The sequence below is a fragment of the Niallia sp. HCP3S3_B10 genome, from assembly GCF_052064465.1.
GTDB classification, from domain to species: domain Bacteria; phylum Bacillota; class Bacilli; order Bacillales; family Cytobacillaceae; genus Niallia; species Niallia hominis.
The window spans coordinates 15,617-36,265 of sequence record NZ_JBQHVO010000042.1; the positions used below are offsets into that span (position 1 = coordinate 15,617).

Below are 20,649 nucleotides of genomic sequence, written 5' to 3' on the forward strand. Positions count from 1 at the left end.
AAAATGAAAGCTTCTTTAGTATATATAAATGGTGAAATTATTACGGTGGATGATATGTTTTCCGTTTATGAAGCAGTGGCGGTTGTAGACAATAAAATTACTGCTGTCGGATCTAATGAAGAAATAAACAATTGGATTGGAATGGAAACCACTGTCATAGATCTTAATGGAAATTCGTTATTGCCTGGATTTATTGATGCCCATCTTCATCTTCTTAATTTTGGACTGACAAAGGTGTCAACAAATTTAAAAGCCTGTAAGTCGATTGATGAGGTGTTGGAATTGCTTAAGGCGAAGGCAGAACTAACACCTGAGGGAAGCTGGGTGAGAGGCTGGGCGTATAACGATAATAATGTTGCAGAAAATCGTATGCCTAATAAAAAAGAGTTAGATTCTGTCTCTACTGTGCATCCTATCTATATTCAAAGGTCATGTGGGCATGTAATTGCTGCGAATAGTAAGGCTTTAGAAATTGGCGGGATCACTGCTGAATCGCTGAATCCAGAAGGAGGCGAAATTGAAAGAGTCGATGGTGCAGTAACAGGCGTTTTAAAGGAAGCAGCCCGTATGCTAGTTATCGATCAAGATGTTTATACAGAACAAGAAGTTTTTTCTGGCTTACATTTGGCAGCGAAAGACTATATGCAAGCAGGTATTACAAGTGTTCATGATATGGGAGGAAAAGGAAGTGACCATCTCCTTTATTTGCAAAAAGTAGCGAAAGACGCAGACTTTAAATTACGAATATATACGTCCATTGTATCTTTTGATAACTCTTCAGATGCTATTGATAAGACATTAGATGCAAGCATTTTAACAGGTTTAGGCAATGAAAGGTTTAAAATCGGTCCTAGTAAATTGTTTTTAGATGGAAGTATCACAGGGCAAACTGCTGCTATGAGTGAGGGATATGTAACAGATCCAACTAATAAAGGCATTTTGTATAAAAGCCAAGATGATGTCAATACCATAATGGAACGCCCCCACAATGCCGGCTGTCAAATTACTGCCCATGCGATTGGCGATGGAGCAGTAGAAATGATGGTAAATTGTATCGAGCATGTGGTGAACGAATTCCCTCGAGAAAATCACCGCCATCGCATTGAACATGCCTCTGTATGTAATCCAGAACTGGTGGAACGAATAAAGAAGTTGAATGCCGTCATTGTCATAAATCCAGCTTTCTTTTATGATTTTGGGGATGAATATGTAAAATATATTGGCTCGAAGGCAGAGTGGATGTTTCCCTCCCAATCCTACCTAGAACATGGAGTAAAGGTGGCAGCTGGATCAGATAGCCCAATTACAGACTTCGAACCACTATTAGGCATACAAGAAATTGTTACTCGCAAAACAAAAAATGGAACGATTATTGGGGAAAAAGAATGTAGTTCTCTAGAAGATGCTATTCGTATCTTTACTATAAATGGAGCCTACGCATCATTTGAAGAAGAAATGAAAGGAAGCATTGAGCCAGGAAAGCTAGCGGATTTTGTCATTCTAGAGGGATCTATTCTAAATACAAAACCAGACCACATCAAAGACATCCCGATTAAACAAACCGTAATCAATGGAGAAATAGTATATGAAAATCCAGTTGCAGTGATGAAATAAGGGGGAAAAGTGACGGTTCTCGTGCTTACATCGGAGGAACCGTCACTTTACTTACTTACATTCTTCCATGCCTTTTTCGAGAATGTGCATTTGGAGCATTGTTTCTTCATCTTTTACTTGTTTGTCTGCCCCATTTATTATTACTTCATATAATTGGTCATACACTCTGCCATAGTCGCCTCGCTCGGAAACTACTTTTTCTTCATGGTATTGGTCGTTTTCATCTAAATAAGTTAATGTCCCGTAGTGTTCAGGAAGGTCGATGCCGAAATCAGGTTGATCAGGCATATAAAAAAGCTTTAAATGTTCTTCTTGTCGGTCTTTTGTATGTTTCACAAAAACACCCCTTTTTCCATAGACCACAAAGCTAGGGCGTTCCTTTAATCGGAAATAGCTCGACTTAATAGAGACCTTTAACGTATCGTAATATAAATCTAAATCAAAATAATCATTCATTCTTCCACTGCCAAGAAGCTGTCTTACATCATAATGAATTTTCTTCGGTTTGCCAAAGTAAGAGATTGCTTGGTCAATAGTATGGCAGCCATGTCCATATAAAAAGCTATTATAGTATTGAAAATCACGGCTAGATTCTGGTACTTCTGGTCTGAAATAGTCATAATGCATTTCTACTTCTAAAACCTCTCCTAGTTTTCCACTATCGATAACCTTTTGTGTCGTTAAGAAATCAGAATCAAAGCGACGATTCTGGTAACATTGTACAATTAGCCCTTTTTCTCTAGCTAAAGCGTATATTTCTTCTGCTTCCTCAGATGTCATCATAAATGGTTTTTCTACTAAAACGTGCTTATTATGATTAAGAGCCATTTTTGCATATTCATAATGAGAGGAATGAGTAGTACAAACGACAATTAGCTGTATTTCCGGATCAGTTAGTAATTCATTTAAATTGGAAGAATAATAGATTTGATCATGCTTCTTCCAAGCATCATTAGAAGGATTTCTTCTATAAATGGTTTTAACCTTTATATTTTCCCGCTGCAAAACAAAGGGCAAATGATAGCGATTGGTGCTTTTTCCATTACCGATGTAACCAATTGTCAACAAGATTATCACTCCAATTTTCTCTGTAATACTTTCATTATAGGATGGTTATATTTAGAAATCTATTGGGAAGGTAGGAAAGGCTGAATCATGTTAGTTTCTTTTTCTCTTAAATTCTCTTATTTTAAGGAGAAAAAGGTAAAAATAATAATAGCAATCATTTTCTTGAGGTACTGTCTGAATAGTGAATAGATAAATATAACGATAAAACTTTATTTGCAACTAGAGAAAAGTTTAAAATAAAAGATAAATAAATTGGGTAGCAAAAGAATTAAGCTTAAAGGAGTACCTACAATGAAAACAATCGCATACTATATTTCTGACTATGGATTTGGTCATGCTGCCCGTTCTATTGCCATTATTCGTGAACTTTTAGAGCGAGAACCTTCTTATCGCATCATTATATGTCATGCTTTTGCGATGGAGTTTTTGCAGAACTCACTTCCATATAATCAAGTTACCTTTCGAAAGATTGCTACAGATGTTGGCTATTTTTTAAAAGAAGGAAGCCTAGAGCCAGATAAGAAGAAGCTAGCGAAAGAATTTGATCGGTATGTGGAGAATTGGGAAAACAAGATTCAATTAGAGGTTCAATTTTTCCAACAAATGAAAATAGATTTGGTAGTCTCTGATATTTCTCCACTGCCTTTTGAAGCTGCTGATAAAGTAGGAATTCGGTCGATAGGTATATCTAACTTTACTTGGTATACAGCATATGAAAGCTTATTAGACCAAAAAAGATTAGAGATTTGGAAAAGTTCCTATTCGAAAATGACCTGTTTTTTTCTACTAGCTGGAAATCAGGAAAGTGATTGGCCTTGTGAAAAGCGATTGTTTCCCTTTTGTGCTCGAAAAGTACGAGCGGAAAAGATGGAGCATATTCTTGATTGGGTTAATCCGACTAGGAAGAGGACCGTTATCTTTTTTGGGCTGGGGATGAAGATAGATGGAATAGAAGTTGAAACCCTTCCTTTATGGGAAAGTGATAACTGTGTTTTTATTGTTTCTTCCAATGTAAAGGTAGATAGGGATAATGTGTTCTCCATTCCAAAAGAGGAAACGGAATCTCAAGCATATATCGCGGCGAGTGATTTAGTCATCTCAAAAGCAGGATGGGGTACGGTAAGCGAGGCAGTTGTCTATAATGTGCCGCTACTGATTTTGAATAGAGAAGGAATGAAGGAAGACCAAAATACGATTAACTATATTCGTAAGCATGGACTAGGCAAAACAATAGATTGGGAAGAAATGCTAAAATATCAGTATCATGGAGAGAAGCAAGAAAAAAAGGAGAATGGATTTAGAAATGACGCCGAGGCGATAGTGGAGGAGTTACGGAAACAGTGCTGTTTCTCTACAGACAACTAATATGGAGAGGTGAAAAAAATGAAATGGCATGTAAAGAATTTTAATGAGTTAACGAACATGGAATTATATACGCTTTTGAAAGAAAGAACGGCTGTTTTTGTGGTAGAACAAAATTGTCCATATTTAGAGGTGGATGGGAAGGATACTGAATCGTATCATTTATTTGCTGAAAAAGAGGGAGAGATTGTTGCTTATTTGAGAATTTTACCTCCAGGGGTTTCTTATCCAGAGGCTTCGCTAGGAAGAATTTTAGTGAAGAAAGAATGGAGAGGTCAAGGCTTGGCGGAAGAGCTTGTGAGTCGCGGGATTGATTACCTTAAAAAGGAATTAAATGAAGAGGTAATAAAAATACAGGCTCAGAACTATTTGCGAAAGTTTTACCAGTCCTTTGGTTTTCAATCGATCTCAAAAGTATATTTAGAAGACAATATTCCCCATATTGATATGCTGTTAAAGGGAGATAGGTTGGAAACGAAATAATACATAAGGTGTTTTCCTAATTGCATAGATTGGATAATCTCTGTATAAAAAGAACCATTAATGCCTACCCTTTAATAATGCAAGGAGTGGTGAGAATGTTCTATATGGAGATTGTTGTAGCAATTCTTTTAACGATGGCTTTTATAAAGTATTTTTGGACCAAAAAGGAAGATCAATATCAGACTTCGCTTTTGGCAAGTCATATCGAATCGAGTAATGAATTAAAAAAGACATTGGCAATGGGGCTGTATTTGCGATTTCGAAAAGAAACTGAGGAAAATTCTCCAAATTATTCTGAGATTTACATAAAACAAGACCCGATTCAATTTGAAAAGTTTGCTGCTGAAATTGTGGAGCAAACAAGAGGTGGATCGACCTGGGTAACTCCCTCAACAGGTGATTTTGGAGTTGATTTCGAACATGAAACAGAAAAAGGACTGTTTCTTGGACAAGTCAAATGTCATCAAGGAGATTTACCTTTTGATCCAATTGCACTTATTCATTCGAATATAGTAAAAAGAGGAGCTGCAGGAGGGTATGTTATTACAACAGGCGGCTTTACACCTGCAGCTTACGAATATGCCAAAGGTTTAAACGTCGAACTAATCGACGGTGTCAAGCTTGTGGAAAGCTGGTTAAGTAGTTTAAGCAAAGAGGAAAAAGAAATGAAGGAGATATTGCTCGTTTAAGGAAGTAGAGGGACGGTTCTTCTGAGGTTATGTTCTCAGAAGAACCCGTCCCCTGCTTCCTTTTTTATGTATTGGAAAAGAGGAAGCAGGCATAATAATGGGTAGGATTTTGTCATAAGTTTAATGAAAAAATGGTTAAGGGGGATTTTTATGAGGAAATTTTCTTTTGTTTTTTTTGTATTAAGTATGGTAATTCTTGCTTCTTGTTCAGCGGATAAGGATAAAAAAGAAAATGCTGATAATAACAAACAGGCAGATGAACAAAATGTAGATGTTGATAAAGGTCTTTTAAACGTTGAAATCACATTGCCAGCTTCCATGTTTGAAGGGGAAGATATTGATACGGTTATTGCGGATGTAGAAAAAGAGGGAATTAAAGTTACTAAAAATGACGATGGTTCCCTTACCTATAAAATGTCTAAGGCAAAACATAAAGAGATGATGAAGGAAATGGAAGCATCTCTAGAAGAATCCATAAAGGAAATGAAGGGGAGTGATGATTATGTGTCCATTAAGGATATTACGCATAATAAATCATTTTCTGAATTTACGTTAGTGGTTGATAAAGAGAAATACGAGGATAGTATGGATAGTTTTGCCATTTTTAGCCTCGGAATAACAGGTATGATGTATCAACTGTATAGTGGTGTGGACTCAGACGATTATCAGGTTAAGATATTTACAACAGACGAAGCCACAAAGGAAGTATTGGATGAAACCGTTTATCCTGATGATTTAGAAAAGGATTCGGAATAAAATAGTTGTTTTTCATTTAGAGAAAATAAGGAGGATAAGGATGAAAATTAATTTCCCAAATATATTTAAACTGTGTCTAACTGGTTTATTTATTGTCACTGTCCTTGGAGGATGTGGACAAGATACGAAGGATGTAACAATTAAAGATGAGGATGAAAAACAGGAAGAAGTACAAACAGAAGAGACAGAAAAGAAAGAAGAAACAAAGTCGAAGCTTGGATCTCGAACAAATCCAGTTCCGTTTAAGAAGACAGTAACAGTCGAAGATGAACTATATAATGATGAAGGGGAATCCTTCCCTATTAAGTTTGATTTAACAGTATTGGAAGTTATACGCGGGGAGGACGCCTATCAAAAATTAAAATCCATGAATGAATTCAATGAGCCTGCCCCAGAAGGATATGAATGGCTTTTAGCGAAAACGAAAGTTAAGTTTACGGAATCGGCTACAGAGGATTTGTCCTTTCATATTGATGGGATAATGAACTTCGAAATGGTTAGTAAAAACGGTGATATATATAGTGGAGATATTATCGGAACGACAGAACCTGAATTTAGTTATGAAATGTATGTAGGAAATGAAAAAGAAGGCTATATTTCTGGATTAGTAAAAACAGGAGAAAAAGCGCAGCTTCGCTATGAAGAAATGCTTGGAGGAAATGTCTTCTTGAATTTACAGTAAGGAGGGTCCTCAGAGGGACGGACTGTTTCCCTAAAATTTCCTAACAAGAACCGTCCCTTTGCTTCCCTCGACTTTAAAGATTTACGACATTATTATTTAATAGGTTTCGTCTGCGGTTCAACTCTGTATCCATTACGCTTCGTTTGGCATCGAGCTTGTAGTACAGCATGGTTATGCCGATTAGTAAGCAGATTGCTAGTGGCACCCAGATGAAGCTTACTTCAATATACGATAAAGCTTTAGGAGTTTGTGTGGCATTTGGAACATAGCCACCCAGTTGAAGAAAAACTCCGACAAGTGCACTACCAAGGCCTAGACTTATTTTTACTGCGAAACCTTGAAAGGCTGCAATCATCCCAGCGATACTCTTGTTGTTTTTATACTCGGAATAATCGATAATATCTGGTTGAATGGCAAAAGTGGTTCCAAAGATCCCGTAAATTCCAAGTCCGGTAATTGCTAAACCAGCTATGAGTAAAACAGGAGACGTTTTTCCAAAATAAATCATTAAATCTCCAACAATATAGATAACGGTACTTAATAGCAAGACATTCTTTTTTGGTAATTTCCTTTGAAGCCAAGGCAGAAGAAGAAGCATTGGCAGACCAGAGAGAATACCGAAAAGCCCAACAAACGTAAGCCAATCTGTTCGTCCAAGATTGTATGTGAAATAATAGATCACAGTAGTATTTCTGATTACAAAAAGGGCGAAATAGAGAAAATTTAAGATAAAGAAGATTAATGCATGGCCGGTTAATCCTTTTAAATCCTCTTTAAAAGTAGATTTTCCTCGTTCTACAGTTGGTGGTACGACTTCTTTTGTATTCATAAACGTAAAGACAAACACAATTACAGCTGCAACCCCGTAAATAGTCATCGTAATGAGATAGCCTTTTTGTGTATCTCCCTTTCCGAAGAAATTAACAAGGGGATTTGTAATCGTCATGACTAAAGCGGTTCCAATTAATGCGCAAATCATTCTAGTTGAGACTAGCCAGTTTCGTTCATGATTATCGGAAGTTAATCTTGGCACAATTGTATTTAAAGGAATATTTACAACAGTATAAGCAATGTTTAACAGGCAATAGGTTACATAAGCCCATACAATTTTTCCACCCATACTGAAGTCGGGTACAATAAAAGTCAAAATCGTAAAGACGGCAAAAGGAATTGCTCCAATGAGGAAATAAGGTCTTCCTTGTCCCCATCTAGTATTTGTTCTATCTACTAATAATCCCATGCCTGTATCTGCAAACGCATCAATAATCTTTGTTACAAGCATTAGCGTTCCAGCAACCGTTGCCGTAATTCCAAAGACATCTGTATAGAAAAACAGTAAATAAGAAGCCATTGTACTAAATACAAGATTACATGCGAAGTCCCCAGCTCCGTATCCAATCCTTTTTCTCCATTTCTCCATCCCAATCACCATCCATTTCGTAAAAAAATTTTACATTGCTGAAATTTTTGTTAACGTTTTCATATCTGTCTTTAAATGCTTATAGATAGATTGATAAACATGGTAAAATTCATTATATTTTTGATGATTCTCTTTGTTTGGCATAATCTTCTCATCTAGAACCTGCCATTTCTTTACCTCTTCATAAGAGAGAAGGCCAGTTCCAATTCCAGCAAGCATAACATCGCCCATATTGGCTTCAACATCATGAATCGGGCAGACAACGGGATAGCCTGTAACATCTGCAAAAATTTGGCGCCACAATTTCGATTTTGTCACACCACCTGCAAGCAAGATATATTCTCCAAGATCTTCACCAGTTGCTTCCATTGCATCACGTAAAGAGAAGGCTACTGCTTCAAGAAATGCGCGATAGATATGAGCCTTTGTATGTGCTAAAGAAAGTCCGACAATCGTTCCTTTTGCATCTGAATCCCAAATGGGACTTCTTTCGCCCATAAAATAAGGTAGGACAATCAAGCCATCACTTCCGACTGGAATGTTAGCTGCTTGTTCGTTTAAAGCATCATATGCGTTCTTTCCGCCCTCTTTTTCGACTTCCAATTCATACTGACACATTGTTTGGCGGAACCATTTAACGATCGCACCAGCAGTAGCTCCACCAGCAAAATAATAGGAAAGTCTTTTTGCATCATATAAATAAGGCCAAACGATTAAGTCCTTTCCTTTGACTGGTTTATCAGAAATCAGTGCCGCACACATGGAGGTGCCAATTGCGGCTGCATAAATGCCAGATTCCAATACTCCGAGTCCAATATTGGCTGCTCCACAGTCAATGCCACTCGCAATAACTGGCATTCCTTCAGAAAGCCCTAACTCCGCCGCTGCTGATTTCGTTAATCCGCCAATAATATCAGTTGATTCCACAATTTTTTCCGGCATTAACGAAGTAGGGATTCCCATCGCATCCATCATTTCTTTTGACCATGTTCTGGTATTCATATCAAAGATGCCGCCGATATTCCCTGCAGAAGAATAATCAATGGCAACTTCTCCGGTTAGTTTGAAAATCACATAATCATTTGGTGGGAGAAATAATTTGGTTTTGAGCCAGTTCTCTGGTTCATTGTTTTTCATCCAGAGGATTTTTGTGTATCCATAATAGGGATCAGCACCATTATGGGTAATTTCAAGAAGCTTTTCTTTTCCGATATGTTCAAGTACCCAGTTTGATTCTGCTTCTGCTCTTCGATCCATCCAAATCATACAAGGTCTAACAGGCTCCATGTTTTCGTCCAATGGAATGCCGGAACCTCCATATAAACCACTGATGGCAATCCCACGTATTTTTTCAGCTGGAATTCCTGCTTTTTGCACCGTGTTTTTAATGGAAGCTTTTGTTGCTTCAAGCCAAACATCTGGCCATTGTTCCGCCCATAAAGGCTTAGGAGTTAAAACATCGTATTCTTGTATATCTTGTGCAATCAAGTTTCCATCTGTATCCATTAATATCGTCTTTGTTCCGGAAGTTCCGATATCTGTTCCGAGTAAGTAATTCATAAATAGTCCCTCCTAAATCTATAAGTCTATTAAATTGCAGTGAAAGCACCATCTATTACAAAGTCTGATCCTGTTGTAAAGCTGCTAGTGTCTCCGGCTAGATAAACACAAATGGATTGAAGCTCTTCTGGTTTCCCCATACGATTAAGCGGTGCCATTTCATTCCATTGTTTAATTAAAGGTTGTAAGCTTGGAGAGTTTAATGTAAGCTCTGTGCCGATATATCCTGGACTAATGCAATTAACACGTACATTTCTTGATGCCCACTCGACAGCTAGTGATTTTGTTAGTTGAATCACACCAGCCTTTGAAGCATTGTAAGAGCATTGTGGTTGGGGAACGTTTACAATATGTCCTGACATTGATGCTGTATTAATAATGGAACCGCTGCCTTGTTTTAGCATGACTTTTCCTGCTGCTTGAGCTGTAAGGAATACACCTGTCAAATTAATATCAATCACTTTTTTCCATTGATCAAAAGTCATTTCTTCAGCAGGGACATTCAAGCAAATTCCAGCATTGCAAAAGGCAACATCTAATCGACCAAAAGCTTCTAATACAGTATCCATCATAGCGTTTACATCTTCAGGGTTAGTTACATCTGCTTTAATTGCAATGGACTTAATCCCATTGTTTTCTTCCAATTCCTTTGCTGTTTTTGTTGCTTCTTCTATATCTAAATCGACGATTGCAATATCAGCGCCAGCTTCAGCAAAAGCCGTGGCAACACTTTTTCCAATCCCTCTAGCGCCGCCAGTAACAAAGATTTTCTTACCATCTAATCTCATTTTTTCAATAATACCCATAATTTATCATTCCTTTTCATTAAGTTATTTTGTAAAATGATTTTATAAAATGCATTTACATAATAAAACGTTTTCTTCAAATAGTCAATAAGAATAAAATGTAAAAATGTCAATCTGTTTTTGACAAAGATAGGATAAAAATAGGTTTTATGATATATTAAAGGTGAATTTAAATAAGGAGTTTTATAAATCTTCTTTATAAAATGGGGTTTTTTTCATGGATAATAACATTACATTTCAAGATATAAAAAAAGGAAATTACTCATCGATCTATCATCTTCTTTATCAAAATGGGAAGCTTTCAAAGCAAGAGATTGCGAATCAACTGCATTTAAGTTTGCCAACTGTTACACAGAATCTTGTGCGTTTGGAAAAGGAGAATTTAATTGAAAAGAGTGGACAGTTTGAATCTTCTGTTGGAAGAAGGGCAACAGCCTATGCGATTTCTCCGCAAGCCTATATCAGTATTGGGGTGGAGATTCAGGCGAATACTGTTCAAATTTTAGCGATAGATTTACTTGGCCAGGCCATTCAGGAAGAGAAGCTTTCATTGAAATATTCAAATGAGGGAAGCTATTATAAGGAAGTGAGCGAGGCAATTCAGGTGTTTATTGCGTCTCTCGATATCACAGAGAATCAGGTTCTTGGAGTTGGCTTTGCCGTTCAGGGACTAACATCCAATGACGGGAAAAAAATTACTTATGGAAAAATTTTAATTTCTACTGGATTAGAAGTAGATGTATTTTCCCAATATCTCCCGTACCCTTGTCTGTTTTTACATGATGCTAAATGTGCAGCAACAACAGAATTATGGGTAAGAAATGATATAGGCGACGCTGTCTACCTATCAATTGGGACACATCTTGGTGGTGCAATCATCATCAATAATCAAATATATATGGGAAAAGAAGGGCATAGTGCAACAGTGGAGCATATGACGATAAATCCTGATGGACCTTTATGCTATTGTGGAAAGAAAGGGTGCATGGAAACGTATAGTTCTGTAAATGCTCTGTTAGAAACGGGAGAGACATTAGATGCTTTTTTCGAAAATGTGCGATCTGGGGTAGTTTCTTTTGTGAAAAGGTGGAACGCTTTTTTAGACCATTTAGCCTTTTCCATGAATAATTTGTATCTTGTCCTTAACAGAGAGTTTATTATTGGAGGACATATTTCTTCCTATTTAAAAGAAGAAGACATCCGTATTCTTCATGAAAAAACAAACGAAAAATCCGCCTTTCCAAGCAGCGACCGCTTTATTCATATCAGTCATTCACCTGCAAAAGGCGTTCCAATTGGAGCAGCCATTCCATTTGTGCAATCGTTTTTGGATACGATTTAGTGGAAATCTGGTGCTTAGACGCTGATTTCAAAGAGTTATATTGAAAGTTCTTAGTTTCCCTAAATTGGGATGACGCATATATTTAGGAGGCGATAGCTTATTTCCATCGGGGCCGAGCATCAAGCTTCTTTCTTTTTGGAATTATCCGCTCTGCTACAATGAAAAACGAACTATTGCCTCGCCTACTTAGCTTAACAGTTTATTTGCCTCATTAGATCCAGCATCTTCTTTTCCTCTACCTATATAATCTGGATATGCTTGCCGCACGATGGTTGGTCTGGCGAAGTATAGGCTTGTAAGAATGAGGAATAAACCAGAAAATCCAAATACCCAATATGCAGGCAGCCAATCAAAAAGAAAGCCAAAGAGAATTGTACCAATAGGAACTAAGGATTGTGCTCCTGTTCGAATAATGGAAAAAACTCTCCCTTTATATTCATCTTCGACTTCTGTTTGCAACATTACATTGATTGGTGTATTTACGAAAATTTGGATACAACCAAGGAGGAGCATTAGGATTAAATAATAAATAAGTGGAAAAATAGAAGGCAGTTGAAAAAGAACTGGTAGAGCAAAAATGATAAGAATAAGCCCCATGAAATTAGCTCCGTATTTTGTAACTAATAACGGATAATTAATTTTTGGTCGAATCGATAAATAGATAGAAGTAACAAGCATCCCAACGGCAAAAGCACTTTCTACCATTCCAAATGCTTGTGAAGACATATTCAAGTTATTAATCAGAACAAAGGAATAGCCAATGCCAAATGCTCCTCCTAGCAAATTTGCTACCATACTAAAGGAAACAATGGACATTATTACTGGTTTTGTTTTTACATAGTGTAAGCCAGCATTCATATTCTGCCAAATAGTTTCTTTCTTTTCCGTTTCATTTATGGCTCTTTCCATGGAGTATAAGTGGAAGTTCATACTTATTTGTAGAAAAATAACGATTACTGTTGTAATCATATAAATAACAAGAAAAGTAGAAATAGAAATAAATTGGTATAAAATTCCTCCTACTACAGGACTGATAATTGCTGCAATGGAGTCAACGCTTGAATTTAGAGATACTGCTCTTTGAATTCGTTCATTGTCGATTAATCCGCTAATTGAAGCATTAAAGCCGATATCTGAAAAAGTAGCAGATAAAGAAAAGAGAGCTGTTCCTAAGTATAGAAAAGGCAAGTTAAGTCCGAGGGTTAGAAATGATGTCAACATGATGAAAATAGTCATTGACGTAGCAAGATAGGAGAAAACGACAATTTTTTTTCGTGAAAATCGATCTACTAAAGATCCAGCGAACGGGGCCGTTATAATTCTTGGTAACACACCGCAAAGTAGGTTCATCGCAAAACTGGAAGCAGAACCTGTTAATTGTAAAATAGAGAAACTAACGATAAATGAATAAATTTGTGATCCAAAACTAGAAATGAAATTACTAAAGGTCATCGTCCATAGATGGAAGGTGGCCTGTTTTTTTTGAGTAATCGTATTTTTCATGTTATCAACATCCTTTTCTATTATTTAATAAAATTTTATCGTTAAATTTTATTTTAACGAGTGGATAATTTTTAGTCAATAAAAAATTCAGATATAATAAATGTAAGAATGGATAGAGAGAGGATAAAGGTAATGGAAAAACAGGACATGGAAATCGCGAAAGTCTTCTTTGATGAGAAAAAAAGATCTATTCTGCATTCGATTGAGTTTGAAGCAAAAGCAATCAAACAAATAGCGGATGAAATGAAAGAAAAACAATCAAGGCTGTACTATCATATGAAAAAACTAGAAGAACTTAGATTAGTTGAAGTGGTAAAAGAGGAAAAACTCGGAAATATTATTCAAAAGTATTACAAGGCAGCTGAATGGTCAAGAAGAGTGATAAACTTATCGCCTGAAGTTTTACACAATAATCCGGATATGCTCAGCAATCTATATCCATATATCAATCAGGCTATTGATGCATTAAAACAAACCGTTGAAGACCCATCAAAAGATAGAAAAGGGGTAGCTAATTTAATTACAGAAGTAGCAATTCCGAAAACAGAATGGAATAACCTTAATGAAGAAATAAGACAGGTATTTCTAAAGTATATTGATGCGCATAAGAACAATGAAGATAAGGATAACTTTACCTATTTGATCATGAGTTATTTAGAAGAAAAGGAGTAAGAAATATATAATTAATTCCTCTATTTTTTCTAAAATCATTTGCTGGTCACCAATATGCAACAGATATAGGATGGCCTATAAACAGGTAAACGTAATGTCTGAAGTTTACGACCTGTATCCATACATCCTGCATTTTGAAATTCCAGTATATAAAAAACCATTGTATCCACTTGAGGTACAATGGTTTTTCAATTATTGCGGAACGAAGTCGTAAATTATCAAAGCAACTGATAAGACACCAACTGTCAAAAATACTAGTAAGTTTCCAACAATAGAGATAAATTTCAATCGGTTTTTTTCCCCTTTGAATCCGAACACCAATCCGACTATAGGTAACACAAATATAATAGTGAGTAAAATATAACCAATCCAACCGTACCCTACACCTATGCTAAATCCTGTCGCATTATATATTGCACCCAAAACGTAAGCTATAATAAAAATTACAATAGCAGCTAAGAAGCAATAAAAAGATATGTTAGTGTTCTTTCTTTTCACGCCTAATCTCCCCTTTTTTGGTATGAATAAATGAAACGTCAATCAACAAAATTTGGTTAACTAGCATATACTTCGTGGGCTGTTATTTCTGGTTTTCTCTTTTATCTATTTTAGTACATAAAGCAGCCACAATTAAAAGTAAGGTGGCAACTGTATATGCTAAAACTCCTTGCTCAAATACATTAATTAATACTAAGTTAGCAACAATGGCTAATAGGATTAAACTAACTATATAACACCTCCACTTTTATTATAATCATTTCCTATAACTACCCTATCATATTTCAATTTTTGATATTATTAATTAACAAAAAATGGTGCTTTTTATTTAAAAAATATCACCCCAAAAAAAGCAACGTTAATTATTTTCTCCTAATTAGCCGTATCTTTACTGTATAGTAAGATGCCATTATACAAAGAAAAACAATCCCGCTTGAAAGCGAATGCCAATAAACATAAATTCACCAGAGAAACGGTGAAAGTGGAAAACACGTGAATACGTGGAAGAATTAGATAAAGCGATTGAGGAGAATCGGAATGCCCTCGGAAAAAAGCCTTTAAAGAAAAAGGAGGCAGTGGAGGAAACAAAGGAAAAGATACGATTAAATAAAAAAAGAGGCTGGGACAAAACTAAATAACCAATCTTTAAAGACGAACAATCTCTAATTTAGCTCTTAAATAAAGCTACTTTCTCATGATGGTTATCTATGTTTTTAAATATAGTTAAGTGTAAAAACTAAGTCGTTCCATTGCGCTACAGACGCACGATGCGCCGGGGAGGAAGCTGAGCCTCCTCGCATGCGCTGCGGGGTCTCAGCCTTTCCTCTATTTCCCGCAGGAGTCGAGCGTCCTCCGCTCCATTTCACTTCGTTTTTAAACTTTTTTCCAAACTGACAAACACGAACTTTTATGTGTATTATACAAAAGTTCGTGTTTATTATTAGTTGAAATGCTTTTGTCCCAGCCTCTTTCTGGGGAAAAGAGGAAGCGAAAATCGCTCCTCTTTTCTTATTTCTTCACAAACATCTGTACCCATTCATAACCGCCTTCATCAAAGCCAACCCCAATATGTGTATACTTATCATTTAGGATATTTGCACGGTGCCCCTCACTGTTCATCCAAGCTTTTACTACTTCTTCAGGAGAAGGCTGTCCCTGGGCGATATTCTCGCCAGCGGATTGATAAGTGATTCCAAAGTCTCTCATCATGTCAAAGGGAGAGCCATAGGTTGGACTAGTATGAGAAAAATATCCTTTGTCATTCATATCCTTCGCTTTCATATCAGCTACATTGTTTAATTCAGGATATGCTTGTAATGCTGGAAGACCTTGTTTTTTTCTTTCCGCATTTGTTAGGTCAATAACAGATGCAACAAAGTTACTTGGTTCTTTCTTATCGTCTGCATTAGTAGAAGGGGTAGTCTGTGGTGCAGGCTGAGCCCTTTGATTCGTTTGTTGTTTTGGCGTAGCTTTTTGGTTTTGTCTATTTGCTGCATTTGGTTCGTAAGTTCCTACAATTGTACGGAATTCATATTTTGCATCTTGAACCTTTATTGGCTGTGTATGTGGATATTTTTTACTATCTACATTTGTCGTTAAGCTAGAAATTGTATCCTCATTGTAACGATGGTTGGAATCCCAATCCATCGCTTCTCGATCAGTATTATTACATCCAGCAAGCACTAGAAAAGGCATACAAGCTAGGATAGAAAATATATTTTTAACCTTCATTATGATTTGCTCCTTTTTATTTATTAAGTTTTTACCTTTTTATTTTTTCAACTTTAAACAAAATTACATATGGGAATTAAAAGAAAATATGTATAGACGTATCTCTCGTTGTATTTTCCATCAATTGGCATTGGCATATCGGCAGTAGAACGGTCCCTCTGAATCCATACTAATTAAAGAGGGTGAAAAAGTGGAACTGAGAAATTTTGACCAAGTAGATATAAAAGAAGTAAATGGAGAGTATACACTTATTTTGCGAATGAAAGAGGACGAGCAACCTTCCTATGATACAGAGTTTGGAAGTGAATTTTTTTACACGACAAAGAAGAATGGGAAAACGCTAATTACTGCAACCGAACAGTTTATAAAAAAAGAATTTCCTAAGATCAAAAAAGCGACAATTGTTTTGGCGGTTGGGACAGTTATTTTGGCAAGCTTTCCTTTTCAAAAGGCAGAAGCCCATGAAGTGACCTTTAATATGTCCTATCTTTATTTTGGCAATACCAAATCGTATATTTCGCAAATTGATAAAACACAGGGGAATTTAAGCCTAGTTTCTCCAAGTAATTTTGATATAAACGCAGATGGGTCCTTAAAAATAACGACACAATATGATTCAACCTTTGTAAAGGAAATGCATAGTCGTGGGATGAAAGTTGTTCCTTTTTTAAGTAATCATTGGGATCGGAATGTAGGTCGTGCAGCATTAAATAATCGGGAGAAATTATCAACACAAATTGCAGATTTTATTATGAAAAATAATTTAGATGGTATTCAGGTAGATATCGAAAATACAACGGAAATTGACCGCGATGCATACACCGATTTAGTGAGGCTTCTTAGAGAAAAATTGCCTTCAGATAAAGAAGTATCGGTCGCGGTGGCGGCTAATCCGAATAGTTGGACGAAGGGATGGCATGGCACCTATGATTATAAAGAGTTAGCAAAGTATTCAAGCTATCTAATGGTGATGGCCTATGATGAAAGTTATGAGGGGAGCAAGGAAGGTCCAGTTGCAAGTTATGGATGGGTGGAAAAGTCCATTCAATACGCATTAAAACAAGGAATTTCTCCAGATAAAATCGTATTGGGGATTCCCTTTTACGGACGATATTGGAAAGAGGGAGAAGCAACCGGAGGAACTGGAATTTCGAATGTCCGCGTAGATGAGCTGTTATCTAGATATGGAGGAACAGTAGTATTTGATGAAGCGACAAAGTCTCCAAAAGCGACGATTACGATTAAACAAGGAGATCCAGTTACAACGATTGCTGGAAAAACACTAACACCAGGAACCTATAAAATTTGGTATGAAAACAGTGATTCCATCGCTGCAAAGTTCGAGTTGATCCATAAATATAATTTAAAAGGGTCAGGCAGCTGGAGTTTAGGACAGGAAAGCACCTCCATCTGGCAAAACTACCGTACATGGATGTCAGATAATGGCCAAGTTGCTCAACAACAGGAGCAATTACCAACTACACAAAAAAGCACCACATACACGGTTCAGTCCGGGGATTCGTTATGGAAAATAGCTACTTCCTATAGCTTGACGGTCGATCAATTAAAACAATTAAATAAGCTAACGAGCGATACTATTTTTGTCGGTCAAGTATTAAACGTTTCTTCTACGTCGGAAAATACACAAAACTCTTCTCTTGATGTGGCTACGTCTACAAATGAAGTAAGTAAACCGGCAACACAAACGACGACAAAGCCAGCGGAATCAGTCGTAGTTGTTCCTCCAGCTAAGACAACGACTACGACATCTGTGACTGCGGCGAAAAGTACAGCGACTGCAAAAGCCGTAACGTCGGCCAAACAAACGAAATATCCGACTCTTAAATCTGGCTCTAAAGGGGCAGCAGTTACGGATATGCAAAATAAGCTGAAGAAAACGAAACTATACACAGGAAAAGTTAATGGTGTTTATGATACTGCTACGAGGAAAGCGGTTATTGCTTTTCAAAAAAAATACAAGCTAAAAGCGGATGGAATTGCAGGAACTGCCACATTATCAAAATTGGATAGTGTTATAGCTGCTACTAAAACGACAACAGCAGCCGTGAAAAAATACCCTACCTTAAAACAAGGCTCTCAAGGAAAAGCTGTTAAAGATATGCAGAATAAATTAATAAAAACAAAAATCTATAAAGGAAAGGCGCTCGGTAAATATGACACAGCCACAAAGAAAGCAGTGATTGCTTTTCAAAAAAAATATAAGGTGAAAGCTGATGGAATCGCAGGACCCGTTACACTGGCTAAATTGGATAGTGTTACAAAATCTAAATAGGAGTGATTCGTATGAAAAAACAAATACTTTTAATCACATTTCTTCTATTTCTTTTCTCTTTTCCTACTTCGTTTATGGCAAGAGAAGAAGCTCCAAAGTATTTTGGGATAAATGCTACAGTAGAAAAGATTAATCAAGAGGAATACGTAGTAAAGACGAAAGGCGAGAAAAAGGAAGAGGGGTTTGTCTATACATTGCCTGGGGAATTTTCTTCTCTCCAAATTCAACCTAGCATAAATTTAAAGGGGAATGGAAAGTATCTAATAGTAATACAAGAAACAGATGCTAGAGGAACCTTTATCAATGAGAAAAAAATGCCAATAGAGCTTACCAATGACTGGCAAACATTTTCGGTTCCATACAAAATGAAAAGCACCACTTCTCAAATAGATGTAAAGGTACTTACCCCAGCAAAAACAAATACAGAACTCTTTATAAAATAAGGGAATTAGGATACTTTGAGTGAAGAGGACAGAGGTTCAAGTTATTTTATAAAAAGAAACGATTACCTGTCCTCTTGTGATCTATTGGTCTCTAGTCCTCATAATACAAAGGAGAGAAATCATGGAAGCATTTCAAAGGTATGAGTTGAAGAAGGATGACCAAAGCAATGAATATACATTAATTATTTTTGCAGACGATTATTTAGCAGAGTTTGGTGAGGAACTGGGAACCATTCATAAGGAAAAGACTTCTATTTTAGCTGCTGCAAAGAAAATGTTGCATGACCGCTATCCAAATCTAAAGGTCAAGATGATTAAAGTGGTGGTTGGGGGTATTGCGGTAACTGCCATTCCTTTTATGATGGATCCACCAAATTCTGCACAAGCAGCAGGATTAAGTACCACAACTGTTCAAACACAAACTACAAGCTCTGTTTATTATGTAGTTAAATCAAGCGATACACTTTGGAATATCTCCCAAAAGTATAATTCCACTGTGGATCAAGTGAAACAAGCAAATCAGTTATCATCAGACTCACTCAATCTTAATCAAAAGCTTATTATTCCGCAAACTTTTCATAAAGTTGGAACTGGAGATTATTTAACCGTTTTGGCCAAAAAATATAATGTGAGTGTAGATGCAATTAAAGAAGCAAATTACTTAACCAGTGATGGTACAACACTTGGGCAAGTCTTAATTATTCCGAAACTAATAACTGCCGATACAGGTACTACGAGCAATTCCAATTCCACCCCTGCCGCTTCAACGAACCAAACGAGCAAATACACTGTTGTATCAGGAGATTCACTCTTTGCAATTGCCACCCGATACGGTAAACTGTCGATAATCTTAAGAATATGAATGGATTATCTTCTAATACCATTTATGTTGGCCAAGTATTAACCGTCTCAGCAACTGATTCAACCGCTGGCAGTGTTGCAAGCCAAACATATACAGTAGTAAGCGGTGATTCTTTATCTTTAATAGCCAAAAAATACAATGTAACTGTAGACCAAATAAAAGAATCCAATAAGCTTACTAGTGACATAATCCGAGTTGGGCAAGTATTGACCATTCCGAATGGACAAGCAGTAGATACAACTACTTCAAGTACAAATTTAGCAACCGTCCAGAAAAATTTACAAACGCTTGGTTACTATGCTGTACCAGCAACAACTGGTAATCCAAGTGTGACCGCCAAAGAGGCAATTCAACATTTCCAAATGGATTATCTTCTGCCTGTAACAGGAAATGCGGATGAAGCAACAACGACAGCTATCAACCATGCCATTGTAAAAAAGCACTAATAAGTGACACCAATAACTATCTTGGAGTCCCATATGTATGGGGAGGCACAACGCCAAAAGGGTTCGACTGTTCTGGTTTTGTTTCCTATATGTTTAACCAACATGGTGTCTCTATGGCTCGCAATACTTCTGCAGGTATGTATAATACAGGAACTGCCATTCAAAGGGTTAACTTGCAGCCTGGCGACTTAGTTTTCTTTGCGGTAAACTCAACTGGAACGATTTCCCACGTAGGATTTTACATGGGTGACAATCAATTTATTTCTGCCACAAGCTCAAAAGGAATTGCTGCCTATTCCATGGATAACTCCTATTGGTCCCAGTATTATGTTGGAGCAAAGCGAGTATATTAGGGAAATGGTCTCCACAGAGAAAAAATTAATTTCTAAACTAGGAAATGAGAACGAGCAATAGTTTTT

At 36.7% G+C, this 20,649-nt stretch carries 20 protein-coding genes and 1 pseudogene; 14 read left to right on the forward strand and 7 right to left on the reverse strand.

The genetic code is table 11. From position 1 onward, the window contains the following. Positions 1-3 precede the first annotated feature (3 nt). Complete coding sequence (locus tag ACTNDN_RS16880; RefSeq protein WP_441131607.1) at positions 4-1,614, forward strand: amidohydrolase; 1,611 nt, start codon at positions 4-6, stop codon at positions 1,612-1,614. A 51-nt stretch (positions 1,615-1,665) separates the two neighbouring features. Here ACTNDN_RS16880 and ACTNDN_RS16885 read toward each other — a convergent pair whose 3' ends face one another. Beyond that, on the reverse strand, positions 1,666-2,682 hold the full coding sequence (locus ACTNDN_RS16885) for a Gfo/Idh/MocA family oxidoreductase (RefSeq protein ID WP_441131608.1): 1,017 nt from the start codon (positions 2,680-2,682) through the stop codon (positions 1,666-1,668). A 291-nt stretch (positions 2,683-2,973) separates the two neighbouring features. Between ACTNDN_RS16885 and ACTNDN_RS16890 the strand changes: the two genes are divergently transcribed. The 5 genes from ACTNDN_RS16890 to ACTNDN_RS16910 all read left to right on the forward strand — a co-directional run bounded on the left by ACTNDN_RS16890 (position 2,974) and on the right by ACTNDN_RS16910 (position 6,654). Then, positions 2,974-4,047 (forward strand): glycosyltransferase, encoded by a 1,074-nt coding sequence (locus tag ACTNDN_RS16890; protein ID WP_048718805.1) that lies wholly within the window; start codon positions 2,974-2,976, stop codon positions 4,045-4,047. An 18-nt stretch (positions 4,048-4,065) separates the two neighbouring features. Next, positions 4,066-4,527 carry a GNAT family N-acetyltransferase gene (locus tag ACTNDN_RS16895; RefSeq protein WP_109768980.1) on the forward strand — a complete coding sequence of 154 codons (462 nt, stop codon included), beginning with the start codon at positions 4,066-4,068 and terminating at the stop codon, positions 4,525-4,527. Between the two features lie 95 nt (positions 4,528-4,622). Next, entirely contained in the window at positions 4,623-5,216 is a 594-nt protein-coding gene (locus tag ACTNDN_RS16900; protein WP_031537501.1) for a restriction endonuclease, read from the forward strand. A 150-nt stretch (positions 5,217-5,366) separates the two neighbouring features. Next, on the forward strand, positions 5,367-5,972 hold the full coding sequence (locus tag ACTNDN_RS16905; RefSeq protein ID WP_035416428.1) for a hypothetical protein: 606 nt from the start codon (positions 5,367-5,369) through the stop codon (positions 5,970-5,972). Positions 5,973-6,012: 40 nt separating this feature from the next. Continuing rightward, positions 6,013-6,654: a hypothetical protein gene (locus tag ACTNDN_RS16910; RefSeq protein ID WP_031537504.1), complete on the forward strand. Its 642-nt coding sequence runs from the start codon at positions 6,013-6,015 to the stop codon at positions 6,652-6,654. 73 nt (positions 6,655-6,727) lie between these two features. Here ACTNDN_RS16910 and ACTNDN_RS16915 read toward each other — a convergent pair whose 3' ends face one another. From ACTNDN_RS16915 to ACTNDN_RS16925, 3 genes are read right to left on the reverse strand one after another with little or no spacing between them, the layout of a single operon-like run. Continuing rightward, complete coding sequence (locus ACTNDN_RS16915) at positions 6,728-8,074, reverse strand: MFS transporter (RefSeq protein ID WP_031537506.1); 1,347 nt, start codon at positions 8,072-8,074, stop codon at positions 6,728-6,730. Positions 8,075-8,104: 30 nt separating this feature from the next. Continuing rightward, positions 8,105-9,634, reverse strand: coding sequence for an FGGY-family carbohydrate kinase (locus ACTNDN_RS16920; RefSeq protein ID WP_031537507.1), 1,530 nt, complete (start codon positions 9,632-9,634; stop codon positions 8,105-8,107). Between the two features lie 29 nt (positions 9,635-9,663). Further along, positions 9,664-10,440: an SDR family oxidoreductase gene (locus ACTNDN_RS16925; protein ID WP_031537508.1), complete on the reverse strand. Its 777-nt coding sequence runs from the start codon at positions 10,438-10,440 to the stop codon at positions 9,664-9,666. Between the two features lie 217 nt (positions 10,441-10,657). Here ACTNDN_RS16925 and ACTNDN_RS16930 point away from each other — a divergent pair, with 217 nt between their 5' ends. Continuing rightward, the gene (locus tag ACTNDN_RS16930) at positions 10,658-11,782 is read left to right on the forward strand and encodes an ROK family transcriptional regulator (protein WP_441131609.1); all 1,125 of its coding nucleotides are present in this window, start codon (positions 10,658-10,660) and stop codon (positions 11,780-11,782) included. Positions 11,783-11,968: 186 nt separating this feature from the next. Here ACTNDN_RS16930 and ACTNDN_RS16935 read toward each other — a convergent pair whose 3' ends face one another. Continuing rightward, on the reverse strand, positions 11,969-13,285 hold the full coding sequence (locus ACTNDN_RS16935; RefSeq protein ID WP_441131610.1) for an MFS transporter: 1,317 nt from the start codon (positions 13,283-13,285) through the stop codon (positions 11,969-11,971). Positions 13,286-13,417: 132 nt separating this feature from the next. Here ACTNDN_RS16935 and ACTNDN_RS16940 point away from each other — a divergent pair, with 132 nt between their 5' ends. Then, complete coding sequence (locus ACTNDN_RS16940; protein ID WP_441131611.1) at positions 13,418-13,957, forward strand: helix-turn-helix domain-containing protein; 540 nt, start codon at positions 13,418-13,420, stop codon at positions 13,955-13,957. Positions 13,958-14,149: 192 nt separating this feature from the next. On the opposite strand, the gene ACTNDN_RS16945 is transcribed toward ACTNDN_RS16940, so the two are convergent. Further along, on the reverse strand, positions 14,150-14,455 hold the full coding sequence (locus ACTNDN_RS16945; RefSeq protein WP_441131612.1) for a hypothetical protein: 306 nt from the start codon (positions 14,453-14,455) through the stop codon (positions 14,150-14,152). 427 nt (positions 14,456-14,882) lie between these two features. Here ACTNDN_RS16945 and ACTNDN_RS16950 point away from each other — a divergent pair. Next, a pseudogene (locus ACTNDN_RS16950) lies at positions 14,883-15,048 on the forward strand (IS5/IS1182 family transposase); the annotation flags it as partial. Between the two features lie 415 nt (positions 15,049-15,463). Here ACTNDN_RS16950 and ACTNDN_RS16955 read toward each other — a convergent pair. Further along, entirely contained in the window at positions 15,464-16,186 is a 723-nt protein-coding gene (locus ACTNDN_RS16955; protein WP_235251485.1) for a CAP domain-containing protein, read from the reverse strand. A gap of 190 nt (positions 16,187-16,376) precedes the next feature. On the opposite strand from ACTNDN_RS16955, the gene ACTNDN_RS16960 reads away from it, so the two are divergent. The 5 genes from ACTNDN_RS16960 (at position 16,377) to ACTNDN_RS16980 (ending at position 20,583) form a co-directional block, all read left to right on the forward strand. Next, positions 16,377-18,479, forward strand: coding sequence for a glycosyl hydrolase family 18 protein (locus ACTNDN_RS16960; RefSeq protein WP_441131613.1), 2,103 nt, complete (start codon positions 16,377-16,379; stop codon positions 18,477-18,479). A gap of 11 nt (positions 18,480-18,490) precedes the next feature. After that, entirely contained in the window at positions 18,491-18,922 is a 432-nt protein-coding gene (locus ACTNDN_RS16965; RefSeq protein WP_235251483.1) for a hypothetical protein, read from the forward strand. Between the two features lie 121 nt (positions 18,923-19,043). Continuing rightward, the gene (locus tag ACTNDN_RS16970; RefSeq protein ID WP_441131614.1) at positions 19,044-19,784 is read left to right on the forward strand and encodes a LysM peptidoglycan-binding domain-containing protein; all 741 of its coding nucleotides are present in this window, start codon (positions 19,044-19,046) and stop codon (positions 19,782-19,784) included. Then, complete coding sequence (locus ACTNDN_RS16975; protein ID WP_051640986.1) at positions 19,781-20,230, forward strand: LysM peptidoglycan-binding domain-containing protein; 450 nt, start codon at positions 19,781-19,783, stop codon at positions 20,228-20,230. The genes ACTNDN_RS16970 and ACTNDN_RS16975 overlap by 4 nt, the downstream gene beginning before the upstream one ends. Continuing rightward, complete coding sequence (locus ACTNDN_RS16980) at positions 20,230-20,583, forward strand: C40 family peptidase (protein ID WP_081836668.1); 354 nt, start codon at positions 20,230-20,232, stop codon at positions 20,581-20,583. Before ACTNDN_RS16975 ends, ACTNDN_RS16980 begins: the two co-directional genes overlap by 1 nt. Positions 20,584-20,649 lie beyond the last annotated feature (66 nt).

Excerpts from the sequence above, each read along its gene's own strand:
- ACTNDN_RS16970 (WP_441131614.1), top strand. The coding sequence starts at position 19,044 with ATGGAAGCATTTCAAAGGTATGAGTTGAAGAAGGATGACCAAAGCAAT.
- ACTNDN_RS16910 (WP_031537504.1), top strand. The coding sequence starts at position 6,013 with ATGAAAATTAATTTCCCAAATATATTTAAACTGTGTCTAACTGGTTTA.
- ACTNDN_RS16965 (WP_235251483.1), top strand. The coding sequence starts at position 18,491 with ATGAAAAAACAAATACTTTTAATCACATTTCTTCTATTTCTTTTCTCT.
- ACTNDN_RS16900 (WP_031537501.1), top strand. The coding sequence starts at position 4,623 with ATGTTCTATATGGAGATTGTTGTAGCAATTCTTTTAACGATGGCTTTT.
- ACTNDN_RS16940 (WP_441131611.1), top strand. The coding sequence starts at position 13,418 with ATGGAAAAACAGGACATGGAAATCGCGAAAGTCTTCTTTGATGAGAAA.
- ACTNDN_RS16880 (WP_441131607.1), top strand. The coding sequence starts at position 4 with ATGAAAGCTTCTTTAGTATATATAAATGGTGAAATTATTACGGTGGAT.
- ACTNDN_RS16955 (WP_235251485.1), bottom strand. The coding sequence starts at position 16,186 with ATGAAGGTTAAAAATATATTTTCTATCCTAGCTTGTATGCCTTTTCTA.
- ACTNDN_RS16915 (WP_031537506.1), bottom strand. The coding sequence starts at position 8,074 with ATGGAGAAATGGAGAAAAAGGATTGGATACGGAGCTGGGGACTTCGCA.
- ACTNDN_RS16930 (WP_441131609.1), top strand. The coding sequence starts at position 10,658 with ATGGATAATAACATTACATTTCAAGATATAAAAAAAGGAAATTACTCA.
- ACTNDN_RS16895 (WP_109768980.1), top strand. The coding sequence starts at position 4,066 with ATGAAATGGCATGTAAAGAATTTTAATGAGTTAACGAACATGGAATTA.
- ACTNDN_RS16925 (WP_031537508.1), bottom strand. The coding sequence starts at position 10,440 with ATGGGTATTATTGAAAAAATGAGATTAGATGGTAAGAAAATCTTTGTT.
- ACTNDN_RS16905 (WP_035416428.1), top strand. The coding sequence starts at position 5,367 with ATGAGGAAATTTTCTTTTGTTTTTTTTGTATTAAGTATGGTAATTCTT.
- ACTNDN_RS16935 (WP_441131610.1), bottom strand. The coding sequence starts at position 13,285 with ATGAAAAATACGATTACTCAAAAAAAACAGGCCACCTTCCATCTATGG.
- ACTNDN_RS16975 (WP_051640986.1), top strand. The coding sequence starts at position 19,781 with ATGAATGGATTATCTTCTAATACCATTTATGTTGGCCAAGTATTAACC.
- ACTNDN_RS16920 (WP_031537507.1), bottom strand. The coding sequence starts at position 9,634 with ATGAATTACTTACTCGGAACAGATATCGGAACTTCCGGAACAAAGACG.
- ACTNDN_RS16890 (WP_048718805.1), top strand. The coding sequence starts at position 2,974 with ATGAAAACAATCGCATACTATATTTCTGACTATGGATTTGGTCATGCT.